Source organism: Megasphaera cerevisiae DSM 20462, assembly GCF_001045675.1.
Lineage (GTDB): Bacteria > Bacillota > Negativicutes > Veillonellales > Megasphaeraceae > Megasphaera > Megasphaera cerevisiae.
Window position 1 is genome coordinate 1 of the sequence record NZ_LEKT01000069.1, and the last position, 13,421, is coordinate 13,421.

A 13,421-nucleotide genomic window follows, 5' to 3' on the forward strand; every position below is an offset into this window, starting at 1 on the left:
TAATTCGGTAACGACACGGGATGTAGTAGTGGAGGCCAATAAATCAAAGGAAGAAGCCAAACAGGAGTCCCAGAGCACGACGATCATCACGCAGGAAGATATAGCCCAGAAACAGGCCAAGTCCGTTGAAGATATTATCTTCAATGAAACCGGTGTGACTCGTACGGTCGATGCCATGGGGCGCGTCGGCGTGTCTATTCGCGGCGCCGAACCGAGACATACGTTGATTCTCGTAGATGGTCAGCCCGTCATGGGGGACGTTTCCAAGTACAGCGGCGCCGGTGATGATCTGCAGCGTCTGGGAGCGGAAAACGTGGACCATATCGAAATCATCCGCGGCGCGGCCAGCGCAAAATACGGGTCTGACGCCATTGGCGGCGTCATCAATGTGATTACGAAGCGGCCGGCTAAGACCGCGGGACTTCAGGTCAACGCCGAGGGACGGCGGGCCAAGCATGACGGTGATCTGTTTCCCTATCAAAATGTCTTTCTGCGGGCTGATTCCGGCCAAGTGGGGAAGTTCTGTTTTGGCGTCTACGGCAGTAAGCGGGATATCATGCCTATTTACAGCGCTGAATCTCATGGCGGCCTGACCGGAGGCACGACGATGCGCAATGCCCTGCGGTATTACGGCGATATTAAAAATATCGGCGTCATGGGGAGCTATGATATTGATGACCGCAATACCATCGATGTGACCATGGACCGGACCAATGAAGATCTGCAGCGCGTGGTCAAACATACCGATTATATAGGTGAATCACCGCAGACCTTTAAGCGGACGATGGACCGCAATACGTACCGCCTGTCGTATAGGGGCAATAACGGCGGCAGTACGGACTGGAACGTCCATGTCGATTACGCCAAAATGAACGAAGACGATATGACCATGACCTCCCAGTATGGTTTATCTAAGTACGAAGGTAAAAATACCCTCAATTACGTCGATGATCTGGAACATAAGCAGCTGGATATCAAGGCCTCGGCCAATACCCAGGTCAATGACCGCCACTTATTGACCTATGGCTTTGGCTATACGAAAGAAACTGCCGAAGGAAGCCGTCTGAAAAGCGCGCCGACGACATGGTCCCAGACTGTGGATCCGTGGAATTATGATAAAAATTTATACAGCGGCAGGCCTTCCTCTGTTCACGATTATGCGATTACCTATAAAAACGGTGTGCCTCAATATGATGAAACCTATGAACGGTATGGCACGAAGGATGATCAGGGTCATACCATAACGCCGGCATTTACGAGAGAAGATTTCGAAAAATATTTTAATGCCAGTGTGGCAAATATTGCTCAAATTACCAAGGATGGCAGGCTTCAGGACTTTTTAGCCTTTCGGGATATACTGGTAAAGCAAAATCCTGATAATATGTATGTGCAAATCGGTCAGGCAGGTGCGCCTTCCTACCTCGATAAGGTAGTTTTCAGCTATTACACCTATGCTGCTGATGCGGATATCACTAAAATGATGATAGAAGCTAGTCCAGACCAGGCATCTAAACTGTTTGCAAAGTGGAATGGGAAGATGTATCGTGATGAATTGGTATACCGGGATAATCGCCGTACTCTCGGCAAAGCGGAAATTAAAAAGCAGAATGTCTTCATACAGGATACATGGCAGCTCAATGATACGACGGTTCTGTCTCATATTTTCCGCGTCGATCACAGTGATCTCTTCGGCACTAATGCAACCTTCAATCTTGGCATGACTCACAATCTGGGTGGTAAGGTCAATCACCGTTTGAAGGCCAATATCGGGACGGGTTATACGGAACCCGGCATGGGTGAGCTCTATTATAACTGGGAAATGTATCCCGGCATGCCTGTAGGAGACGGCATCGGCAAAATGGGGTATTACTGGATCGGCAATCCCGATCTGAAACCAGAAAAGTCCGTCAATTTTGATCTCGGTATGGAAGGAGAAAACGGTAATTTGTCCACGCGGGTTAGCGTCTTCCATAACCGTATTACCGATTATATGACGACGTACTTCACGGGCTATTTGATGGATTTCAATCCCTATAAGGTATCGGACAGGGATAAATGGCTGACGCCGCCGGATATGATTTACAGCTTTAAGAATATTGGCAAGGCTGAAATCACGGGGGCAGAAGCAGAGGTCAATTACCGCTTTGATAATCATTGGTCGGGCAAACTGGGCTATACGTATCTCCACGCTATCAATAAAAGCGATCCCGATATGCCGCGGCAGCTCCTGGACCGGCCCCAGCATAAGGTCGATATAGGCGTGACCTACGAAAATAAAGGCTGGCGCGCGTCACTGTGGGGCAATTATTACATTCACATGCTGGACAGCAATACCGTGGTCAATGACGGCAACTATTGGAAGGCAGATGGTCATGGCGGCGGCGGTCCCTCCTTTGCTGTCGGCGGTTCCCAGACTTATGCACGGAAGACCTTTGGCCTGTGGAATATTCTCGTACAGAAGGAACTATCCAAGGATTCGACCATATATGCCGGGGTGGACAATCTCTTTAATCATCATGACGATGATCGGGCCTTTCAGGAACGGGTCTATAAATTCGGCGTCAATCTGAAATTTGGCGCCGATGGCCGCGATGACGGTCCGGCATCCCAAACCGTGGAACATGCCAAAGAGTCCGCCCGTGCCAAACTGCGTGACGATGATTGGTTTATCAAAGCGCCTTTTGATACAAAAAAAGAGGAAGGCGTGGAATACATCGGTGATTACCGGGCCCGCTGGAACAGCTACACTGGGGAAACAAAGCCCGAAGGCCGTGTGACCAAAAACGGTATGATCGGCGATGCGGAAAAGAATATGCTGGGAAAACCGGCCCATGGGTTTGAACAGCGCATCCGTGCCGGTATCGATGCCCGCCTTGGGGACGACACAAACGTCACCATTTTGGGCAGTGCGGCCGGCATGTCCGGCGTCGATACGAAGACCGATATCAGTGAATCCAAAGGGCTGAATCATCAGCGCCTGGATACGATGGACGTGACCCAGCATGCCAGCAAGTGGGATTTCTCTATCGGACGGCTGACGGAAGCCATGGGTGTGACGGGCTATTGGTTTGGCAAGGAATATGACGGCGGCCGGGCTGTATGGACCGGCGGCAGAAATCAGGTGCGAATCGGCTATGGTGATTTCAGCAGCAGTACGGGTATTTCCGACTCGGCCTACACCCATGCGACACGGCAATGGTTCTGGCGGGCGCCGACGAAGCGGGAATGGTTGGGGTATAATGGGGAGCGTGGCGACAATATGATATCGACAGATGCTCCACCGTTTCCGGAATTCTCCGATTTTGAAGCCAATACGGGCGGCGAATATGAGGGGATGTATCAAAAGCTGGCCAAGGCCCAGACCTTTGCCGAGCAGAAGGCTATCATCAAGGAATACCTCGACGTGATTCAACAAATAGATGAAAAAGAAGGTACGCATACGTATGACAATCTGATGAAGCAAACCTTTCGGCCCCTCATTACCAATTCCGGCGTATGGCAAAAGGTTACCGTTGCCGGACCGGATGGAACGGTGAAATCGTACTATGGTATGGGAATGACGGACTCCAATTTAGAAACAACGAGTTATACAATACAGGATATATTAGATGACGATACTATTCTGGACAAGTTTGCCGTCCGGGGGGAAGCACAATGGCAGAATATTCAGAATACGTATGGAGATAAAGCGGGAAGCGGCATCAATAATAATTTGTATTACCAATATACGGGAGATCAGGTTCTGTATCATTACGGTTCAGGCCAAACACGTATGCTGCTTCCGGCAGATCAAGTGGATATTGACAAGGATTTTAAAATCATCAGTAAAGACGATGCAAAACAGATGGCGTTGTCGTCTATATGGAGCTCTCAAACAGGAGGAGTGCTTGCTCAAAGTGATTTGACCACAGAAGAAAATGGCATCGTCAAGACGCAGACTGTATACGGCGACTATCTGAATCGCGGCCCAGGCAGTGTAGGTGCGCAAATTCTGACTTGGATGACACAATATGTGAATGGAAAAACAGGCTGGGTTACCAAAGAAGGGGAATCGATGCCCTTGCTGGAAACGCTGGCAGGGCAGCCCATGATCCTCGTCAAGGGGACCGTTCTGGTGCGGGATCAGATCCCTGCTATTGACAAGGCAGCTTTTGCCCAGATCAAGCATCAATTTGGTGATGATTTCGGCGTCCAGGCCTGGTATTTCCGTTCTGTCGGCGACGATACCCATTCCGTCCAATTTGCCAATGACCGTCTGGCCAATGATAACGACGTGGCGTCCTTTGACCAGCTGGCCAACGTCATCGGTCTTGGTGCCACGTGGCGCATCGGCAATACCATCCATTTCTCCTATGATTGGGGCCAGAACCGCACGGACTTCGGCTGCTTCATGAATGGCAATACGATATACAACCATGAAACGGGCACATCGGATTTTGACATCCTGGGCCGGTCCAACGGCGGCACGCCTCGCTTCTGGGTGGCCCGTGTCGACATTGGAAAGTCTGATACAAATGTGCCCGGCAGCTGGAACGCTTTCGCCGACTACAAATACTTCCAGCACGGCTCCTTCTTCGGCGGCAAAGGGACCGAAGGTGTGCCCGACCGCTACCTCGACGGCATCAAGAGCTTCACCATCGGCGGCGGCTATGTCCCGGCCAAGGATATCCTCCTGGAAGCGTTCTACACCTTCGACGCCAAGGGCATCGGCAAGCGGGATACGCTGTATGGCAGTGAAAACTTCAGCTTGGGAGACTATACAAGAATTCAAATGACGTATCCGTATCGTTTTTAGGTGCCATAAATTGTATGGCTGCCCTTGTGTGATATTCGGATTCCATGAACCCCTGCGCAGCCTTCCTAAACGGGAGTTCCATATGAATCGATCAGTGCAAGAACCACTTGTATTTTATGCGTTGAGATACTATAATAAAAATATAAAATTAGTTGTGGATTTTTCTGGTTTATGCCATTTTCGCCACACATTGACCTCGACAGGTGAATGTGTGGCTTTTTTTGCGTGTCTTTTGGAACAAAAACTTTATTTAAAGGAGCGTCGGAACGATGGACGAAACATGTATGAAAGAAAAAAACGTATTGCCTTTACTGATTTCACTGGCATTACCCATGGTAATCTCTATGCTGATCAATTCATTGTATAATATTGTAGACAGTTTTTTTGTGGCGCAAATCAGCGAGGATGCGATGACGGCACTATCCCTGGTATTTCCGGTACAAAATTTTATCAATGCCGTCAGTATTGGTTTTGGTGTAGGGATCAATGCGGTTATCGCGTTTTGCCTGGGAGCCGGACAGCCTCGGCTGGCACATATGGCAGCAACGCATGGCATGGTATTATCAGGGGTCCATGGTATCATCCTGACTGTGGCGGCGCTGCTGGTGATGCCTCCGTTTTTGCGTATGTTTACGGCATCAGACGAGGTGGTGCAAATGGGACTGCAGTATTCCGTGATCGTTTTTTCTTTTGCCTTGATTACTGTTTTGGGGATTTCTTTTGAAAAGATTTTTCAATCTGTCGGCAATATGAAGGTGCCCATGATTAGTTTATCCTGCGGCTGCATTGTCAATATCATTTTGGATCCGCTGCTGATTTTTGGGATCGGACCGTTTCCGCGCCTGGGAATCGACGGGGCAGCGTGGGCGACTGTGATCGGGCAGGTGTCGTCTTTGTTTATTTATAGTGTGGTGTACGTCAAACGACCAATCAGCGTGCAGATTCACCGCCGCTACCTCTTGCCGGATCGTACGCTGGATGGAAAACTGTACGGCATCGGCATTCCGGCAACGTTGAATATGGCTTTGCCATCTCTGCTGATAGCTGCTCTTAACGGGTTATTGGCAGCTTCTCAGTCCTATGTCGTTATTTTGGGTATTTATTATAAGCTGCAAACATTTTTATATCTGCCTGCCAACGAGTTTATACAGGGCATGCGTCCTCTTATTGGATATAATTTTGGTGCCGGTGAACAGGAACGGGTGAGACTGATTTATCTGACCACCTTGGGAATGACCGGACTTATTATGCTGGCAGGGACTATTTTGTGTCAGTTTTTCCCGGCGGAATTGATGGGATTATTTACCGATAATGGAGAAACCATTATGGATGGACAAGCAGCGCTGCGCATTATTAGTGCCGGATTTATTATGTCTGCCGTTTCGGTCACATCATCCGGTGCGCTGGAGGGATTAGGCAAGGGCGCACCGTCTTTTGTTATTTCCCTGCTCCGCTATACCGTCATTAGTATACCAACAGCCTATCTGCTGGTTCGGGTCATGGGACCGACCGGTATTTGGCATGCGTTCTGGCTGTCTGAAGCTGTTACGGCTGTCCTGGCATTTTTTATTTATCGTCGCACTGCAGAAAAAAAGGATAGGCATACAGTAGCTGATTATCCTGATTTTCCATGGCATATCGGTCCGGAAAATGGTGTCCAGGTGGCGGTATTAGGAAATGCAGCCGCCGCCTAAAGCAAAAATAATATGCATATTTCTGCTCATTTTTTGTGTTCCATGCTATACTGTGTATAGTCTATTCTATTTACAGGAGGCAGGTATCGAAAAGGGGGTGGAGAAATGCTGTTGTTATCAAAGGATGACATTCGACGTGTTTTTTCTATGACGGATGCTATCAGGGCTGATAAGGAGGCTTTTCGCCTGTTTTCTGCGGGGCAATGTGAAGTGCCGCTGCGTACGCAAATCAAAGCGCCTAAATATGACGGCACTTTTTTATTTATGCCGGCTTATATACCGGCATTAGATTACAGTGTTGAAAAGATTGTCAATATTTTCCCGCGTAATAGTGGGAAAAATATACCGACGGCGCCTGCTCAGGTCCTTCTTATAGATGGTACAAACGGTATGATTGCAGCAATATTGGATGGAATGTATTTGACGCAGCTGCGTACCGGTGCGGCGTCAGGGGCAGCTTTTGATTTGCTGGCACGCAAGGAGTGCAGAAAGGGGACTGTTATCGGTACCGGCAGTCAGGCAGCTGCCCAGGTAGAGGCCATGCTTACGGTACGAATGCTGCACAGGATTTAGTGACGGCAATGCGTATTTATGATAAATCCGTCGCTGCCGGTATTGGTACGCAATGGTTGTGAAGGCAAACACTAAATGAGTTGCTTGATGGGAGTCTGTCTCGTATGGGCATACGAATTGTATTATAATTAATCTATAACACGGTGCAGGATAAGGGCGTGTTTTATGCTGTCAGAGGAGAGTGTCATTGTGCTGAATCACATTTCATATGAAAATCGTATTTTAACGATCGTGATGATCGTTTCTTTTGTCAATCCATTTACCGGCAGTGCCCTGACCTTGGCCCTGCCGGATATTGGTACGGCATATGGCGCAATGGAATCGCAGCTGAGCTGGGTATTAGAGATATATCTCATTTCGTCGACTATTTTTATTATGCCATTAGGAAAACTGGCAGATACATGGGGGAAAAAGAAAGTATTTTTACTGGGATCTATTATTTTTATGTTTTCGTCGCTGGCCGTATTTGCTGTTTCTTCTATGCAGGGATTATTTTTACTGCGTTTTTTCCAAGGAATCGGCAGTGCCAGTATTTTTGCGACGAGTCTGGCTATCATTGCCTTGGTGTATCCGGCAGAGAAACGTGGCAAAGCAATGGGTCTCACTATTGCTGCCGTATATAGTGGATTGTCTTTGGGTCCGGTTATTGGCGGCCTTTTAAATTATTATTACCAATGGCAAAGTATTTTTTATTTTATCGCTTTCTTTGGTGCGGTTGCCGTGTTGCTGACACTCCTGATTATGAAGGAGGAATGGATTTCCAATCCGGAAGGACATATGGATTATTGGGGGGCTGTCTTATATGCAGCAGCGCTGGTATTGATGATGTTTGGCCTTTCTGAAATTTTAAATTTATTTTATGCCCCCTATGTTTTAGCATTCGGAGCGGTTCTTTTTTGCTTGTTTCTATATCGGGAATGGCATCAGTCGGATCCGTTGCTGCCAGTACGTATTTTTACACAGAACCGTATATTTTCATGTTCCAATTTTGCAGCTATGTTGAATTATAGTGCTACATTTGCAATTGGTTTTTTATTATCGTTTTATTTACAGCGTATTTTAGGCCTTACATCCCGTGACGCAGGTCTGATCATGCTGGTTCAGCCGGTGTTGATGGCTTTGCTGTCTCCTGTGACGGGTTCTTTGTCGGATCGTATTCAGGCGTCTGTTCTGGCATCCTCCGGCATGGGATTGATTGCGGTCGGTCTGGCTGTACTGGCATACGATGTACCGGCAGAGTCTATTTTAGTTATTATTGGATGTTTGTTCATTATCGGTATTGGATTTGCTCTATTTACAGCACCCAATAATAACGCTATTATGAGTTCGGTTCCGCAGGAGTATTACGGAATGGCATCGTCTGTGGTCGGCACGGTTCGACTTATCGGACAGGTATTGAGTGTTGCAATTGTTACATTGATTTTGTCGCGAACCGGGAGTGCGGCAGCTGATCCAGCTGAGGTGCTCATGAATAATATTCAGTTTGCATTTATTGTTTTTACGGTACTTTGCCTGATCGGAATATTTCCCTCTATGGTTCGAATCCGAAAATAGAAGAGAGGAGAAATATCTATAGACCAGAGGCTACGGCGTGACATATGTCGATAAATTCCTGCAGTGCCGGCGAAAGATATTTATCTTTATGGTAAATAATGTGGAAAACACGATGCAGGGATATGCCGCGAAGCGGAATCTCCATAAGGCTATGCTCCTGCAGTTCCTTACCAACAAGGCGTCTGGATAAGACCGCAGCTCCCAGACCGGATAATACGGCCTGCTTAATAGAGGCCGTATTATTATAGACACCGGCAATATGAATAGGAATATGATGCGCCAGCAGGGTTTGTTCGAACAGATTGCGAGTGCCGCTCCCTTCTTCGCGCATAAAAAAACGGAAATCGGTGCAGTGCTCCAAGGCAAGGGGGGCGGCACTTTTTATTAAATTGTATTGGGGGGAGACGACTAGAACGAGTTCGTCTTCAGCAAAAGAAATAGCTGTCAGTGTTGCCGTGTGAAGGGCACCTTCTACGAGAGCAATGTCCAGTTTGTCTGCTTCTATCATATCCTCCAGCTCAGTAGTATTATGGATTTCCGATATGATTTGCTGGGATGTATTTTTATTTTGCAGTTTTTTGAGTATGGGAATGAGGAGAGTTTCTCCGATAGTCACACTGGCACCGATACGCAGGGGATATATTGCGCTGAAGGAGCGCATGGCCGATTCGATACGGCTGTCAAGTGCTGTCATTTGCCTGGCATAGGCAAGTAGCTTTTCTCCTCCTGCGGTCAGTCTGAGCCGACGTCCCAGACGTTCAAACAGCCGCAGGCCATAATGTGTTTCCAGTTCGCTAATGGCCTGACTGATACTGGGCTGGGTCATATACAGAGTTTTTGCCGCATGCGTCATGGATAACGTATCGCATACAGCTATAAAAATGCGGAAATGGCGTATGGTCATGGGAAACTCCTTCTATATTTCTATCAGTAATTACCTATCTGATTGCAATTATTGTATCGCTGTTGAGATGATCTGGCAAGAATGTTTTTAATATTTTGAGAAGATATATTGTAAAGGGAAGCTAATGCTTTTAAAATAGGTAAATACCTATCTAATATATAAAAATAATATATTTTACTTATCAAAAGTAAAGAAGTACAATGAACTTGTAATCAACCGGTTAATCCATACAGATAAAAGAAAGAAGGATGTTTCCCATGATAAAACAAGTTCCCATTCCCACTGCAGGTGTTATGCTCGGCTTAGTAGCGCTCGGTAATCTGCTGGCTCCGTATTCCCTGGCGCTGCAATATGCATGCGGCGTTAGTTCTGCTTTTTTAGGTATCCTGCTTTTATTTAAAATTATTTTTCATCCCAGCTTGATTAAAAATGATATGAATGGCAATTCTGTTTTTGCCAGTGTATCAGCTACCTTTTTTATGTCTATTATGCAGCTGTGCACCTATACGGTATCTTTTTTTCCTATCCTCAGTGAAGTGGTATGGTTTGCGGCAATCGCAGGACATGTACTGTTAATGATTTGGTTTACGTATCGATATATGATCCATTTTGAACTCAGAGATGTATATCCGACTTATTTTATTGCTTATGTAGGCATTGTCGTTGCGTCTGTCACTTCACCGGCATTTCAGCAGCAGGCAGTGGGGGAATATATTTTCTGGTTTGGCTTTGTCGCATATGCTGCTATTTTTGCCCTTGTTACAGTACGATATGTCAGCAGTCATGCCATTAGTGAATCGTCAAAACCGCTGTTCTGCATCTATACAGCCCCCATGAGTTTGAGTTTAGCCGGGTATCTTGCTTGTGTAGAAGAGAAATCCTTGCTTATGATTCTTATCATGGAAATTTGCGCACAGGGACTATTTCTTATCGTGCTGGCTAAAATGCCAAAATTATTGTCGCTGCCCTTTTATCCCAGCTATGCAGCTTTTACCTTTCCTTTTGTTATTACGGCAATTGCTTTCCGGCAGACGTTGCGTTATTTACAGGAAATCAACGGTGTAGTTCCCGAAGTGCTGGAATATATCGTCATTGCAGAAAGCTTGATCGCTACAGCGATTGTCTTGTATGTATTTACACGGTATATGATCTTTTTTGCCAAGCAGGCAGCGGCTGAACGAGCTATAGTGAAATCCGTATTCAAAGGATAACGTATATTGTTAAAGATAAAACGATACTGTAAATAGAAAAGCTCTCTTCCAACAGCAGATATTCTGCAGATGGGAGAGGGCTTTTTTATGATGAATAGGAAATAAAAAAACACGTACATGAAAAGGGATAGCCGCCGCGTTCTAATATTTGCGAAACAAACCGGTTACCTTGCCAAGAATATGGCAGGATCGCGTATAAATAGGATCATAATCCCCATTTTCCGGCTGCAGGCGGATACAATCCTTTTCACGGTAATACCGTTTTATTGTAGCTTCATCATCTAATAAGGCGACGACAATTTCACCATTTTCTGCCGTATCCTGCTGCCGTACAATAATAATGTCGCCTTCCAAAATTCCGGCATCCTTCATGCTGTCTCCTTTTACGGTAAGCATAAAGCAGTCATCATCACCGACAAATTCGGCAGAGAAGGGATAGACATCTTCGACACATTCTTCCGCTAAAATAGGCGCGCCAGCACGTACTTGACCGACAAGAGGTAGCGGGACAATTTTTTTTGAACGCCAGGAGCCTTCATCAAGAAGTTCTATGGTACGATTTTTTGATGGATCACGGCGGATAAATCCCAAGTCTTCTAATCGATGCAGATAGCCATGTACGGTAGAGGTGGAACTGAGACCTACTTCCTTACATATTTCACGAACAGATGGGGGATATCCAACTGTATGTACACAATCACGTATATATTCTAAAATTTGCTTTTGTCTCGTAGTCAACATCTTTTCATTATTCATCATAATCATCACTCCATATAGTTATGATTATATTATAATGGAAATACAACTAAATTTCAAACATTTGTTCATTTATAATTATAATATCTCTACATGAATATGTTGATGAGAACGGAAAATATGTTCGATAATATATTGACAGAACATACGTTCGGATATATACTGTAATTATCAAACAAACAGATGTTCGCAAAACATCTGTTCTTGAATCAGGAGGAATTCTATATGAAAAGACAAAAAAAACGCTTCGTATCTCTGACATTTTTGAAATATATGTTACTTGTAGGTGCTGTAGCTATTGCCGGAACGCAATTGGGATGGATGTATCATACCGACCAGGAGTATGTATCTGTACATATAGAAAAAGGACAAACTATATGGGATATTGCTTCTAAAGCTGCAGATTCCAATACTGATGTGCGGTATGTTGTCAGTTCCATTGTTGAAGCAAATCATCTCGAAAATAATCAGGATATTTATCCTGGACAAGTATTGCAGGTACCGGTTAACGCTGACCGTGTCGATATAGTCAAACGGGAGTTTTCATCACACTAAAGGTTTCGTAAATGCCATATGCCGGGATAAAGAAGCATTTTTATCCCGGCATATGGCATTTATTTATTTTCCGTTATTTTAAAGATGGGATTGTCGATGAGGCGGTCTGCCTCGTCTATGTATCTGCGGACAATAGTCTGCGATTTATGACGGGTTTGACGCATGATCTGCCGTTCTTCGACATGATGCTGTGCTGCTGATGTGGCAAAGCCATGACGCAGGCTGTGAGCTCCATAATCTTTTGGGTCCATTCCCATAAGCCCGGCATAATGCTTCACAATAAGGGCAATCGTTTTATCTGATATTCTCGTTTTACGGATGGTGTGTCCGCGCGTAAAGCCGCGAAATACCGGTCCGGAAGAAATATCACTCAAGGTGAGCCAATTTTTTAACGCCGTGACGGCGCAAACCTCTTTATTCTGCACATAGGGAATCGCAATCAGTTGGCCTTGATCGTACTGATCTGTTTTAGACTTGCGCAGTGTGATCAGCAGCCCGAGGCGGGTAAACTGCAGATCCTCTATGTCCAGACCCGCTAATTCAGAACGGCGCATCGCACCGTAAAAACCAATGAGAAGAATAGCCTTATCCCGTGTCTGCTGCAAATCATTTCCTTCCAGATAGGTAAGCATTTCTTTAATATCATCGAAGAGGATGGGCATTTTACCGTGTTGGATCGTTCCCTTCATCCGTTTGATGCCCCGTAAGGCATTTTTGACAATAGGAAACCGGCACGGGTTATCCTTAAGTCCGGCCGCATCGAAGTTCTCCGTCAGGGCACTGATACGGCGCGCAACCGTATTTGCCTTAGCGTTATCGGCCAAATCATTGATATAGTTGATGATCGTTTCAGGAAGTGCTGGAAATGAATCTACTTCATGATACTCACACCAATCACAGAAATCATTCCAGTCTGATTGATAGGCATTGATTGTATTATCTGCTCTGGCAATATAAATGCTTTGCCGTGCCTTATCTGTTAGCTTATCATTGTTGGCTATAATTTCTGCCCGACCGATATAAAAATTTTTAGGTGGCGTTTTCATTACCTGTCAGCTCCTTTGACTGGAATATACCTGTATACGTACCTTATCATGGAATAGTCGTATAGTCAAATGCGGCTTGACCGGCGTATGTGTCAAGAAGTTCTCGGTGAATGTATTGACCTAGATAATAGCTAGCCTCATCGACATCGTTTTTTTATAAAAATGCAGGCGTTGAGAAACTGTTAGCTAACTTCCCTATGGCACTGCTGGACGGGCCATTATTGCAAATGCGTCCGTGATGAATCCCTACATGCGTTTGAAAGGGAATCTTCCGCATGACTCGTCTCATCGTCCCACGGAAAGTGCGGCTGACTGGAGCGGTAAACCCCTTGG

The 13,421-nt window shown here is 45.9% G+C and carries 9 protein-coding genes; 6 read left to right on the top strand and 3 right to left on the bottom strand.

From position 1 onward, the window contains the following. The first annotated feature begins 28 nt into the window (after positions 1–28). The 4 genes from AB840_RS13940 to AB840_RS13955 all read left to right on the top strand — a co-directional run bounded on the left by AB840_RS13940 (position 29) and on the right by AB840_RS13955 (position 8,616). The gene (locus AB840_RS13940; RefSeq protein WP_082146011.1) at positions 29–4,795 is read left to right on the top strand and encodes a TonB-dependent receptor plug domain-containing protein; all 4,767 of its coding nucleotides are present in this window, start codon (positions 29–31) and stop codon (positions 4,793–4,795) included. Positions 4,796–5,064: 269 nt separating this feature from the next. After that, positions 5,065–6,489, top strand: coding sequence for an MATE family efflux transporter (locus tag AB840_RS13945; RefSeq protein ID WP_072061865.1), 1,425 nt, complete (start codon positions 5,065–5,067; stop codon positions 6,487–6,489). A 105-nt stretch (positions 6,490–6,594) separates the two neighbouring features. Then, entirely contained in the window at positions 6,595–7,062 is a 468-nt protein-coding gene (locus tag AB840_RS13950; RefSeq protein WP_053078203.1) for a hypothetical protein, read from the top strand. A 189-nt stretch (positions 7,063–7,251) separates the two neighbouring features. Continuing rightward, positions 7,252–8,616: an MFS transporter gene (locus AB840_RS13955; RefSeq protein WP_143742707.1), complete on the top strand. Its 1,365-nt coding sequence runs from the start codon at positions 7,252–7,254 to the stop codon at positions 8,614–8,616. Positions 8,617–8,632: 16 nt separating this feature from the next. On the opposite strand, the gene AB840_RS13960 is transcribed toward AB840_RS13955, so the two are convergent. After that, positions 8,633–9,520 (bottom strand): LysR family transcriptional regulator, encoded by an 888-nt coding sequence (locus AB840_RS13960; protein WP_048515456.1) that lies wholly within the window; start codon positions 9,518–9,520, stop codon positions 8,633–8,635. Positions 9,521–9,777: 257 nt separating this feature from the next. On the opposite strand from AB840_RS13960, the gene AB840_RS13965 reads away from it, so the two are divergent. Continuing rightward, positions 9,778–10,731 carry a TDT family transporter gene (locus AB840_RS13965; RefSeq protein WP_053078204.1) on the top strand — a complete coding sequence of 318 codons (954 nt, stop codon included), beginning with the start codon at positions 9,778–9,780 and terminating at the stop codon, positions 10,729–10,731. Between the two features lie 141 nt (positions 10,732–10,872). Here the strand turns inward: AB840_RS13965 and lexA are convergent, their stop codons facing one another. Then, entirely contained in the window at positions 10,873–11,490 is a 618-nt protein-coding gene (gene lexA / locus AB840_RS13970) for a transcriptional repressor LexA (protein WP_048515458.1), read from the bottom strand. A 222-nt stretch (positions 11,491–11,712) separates the two neighbouring features. Between lexA and AB840_RS13975 the strand changes: the two genes are divergently transcribed. After that, entirely contained in the window at positions 11,713–12,042 is a 330-nt protein-coding gene (locus AB840_RS13975; RefSeq protein WP_048515459.1) for a LysM peptidoglycan-binding domain-containing protein, read from the top strand. A gap of 59 nt (positions 12,043–12,101) precedes the next feature. On the opposite strand, the gene AB840_RS13980 is transcribed toward AB840_RS13975, so the two are convergent. Then, on the bottom strand, positions 12,102–13,088 hold the full coding sequence (locus tag AB840_RS13980; protein WP_048515460.1) for a site-specific integrase: 987 nt from the start codon (positions 13,086–13,088) through the stop codon (positions 12,102–12,104). Positions 13,089–13,421: the final 333 nt, after the last annotated feature.

Bases quoted from the DNA above. Each gene is read 5' to 3' on its own strand.
- AB840_RS13945 (WP_072061865.1), top strand. From the start codon at position 5,065: ATGGACGAAACATGTATGAAAGAAAAAAACGTATTGCCTTTACTGATT.
- AB840_RS13950 (WP_053078203.1), top strand. From the start codon at position 6,595: ATGCTGTTGTTATCAAAGGATGACATTCGACGTGTTTTTTCTATGACG.
- AB840_RS13960 (WP_048515456.1), bottom strand. From the start codon at position 9,520: ATGACCATACGCCATTTCCGCATTTTTATAGCTGTATGCGATACGTTA.
- AB840_RS13965 (WP_053078204.1), top strand. From the start codon at position 9,778: ATGATAAAACAAGTTCCCATTCCCACTGCAGGTGTTATGCTCGGCTTA.
- lexA (WP_048515458.1), bottom strand. From the start codon at position 11,490: ATGATGAATAATGAAAAGATGTTGACTACGAGACAAAAGCAAATTTTA.
- AB840_RS13975 (WP_048515459.1), top strand. From the start codon at position 11,713: ATGAAAAGACAAAAAAAACGCTTCGTATCTCTGACATTTTTGAAATAT.
- AB840_RS13980 (WP_048515460.1), bottom strand. From the start codon at position 13,088: ATGAAAACGCCACCTAAAAATTTTTATATCGGTCGGGCAGAAATTATA.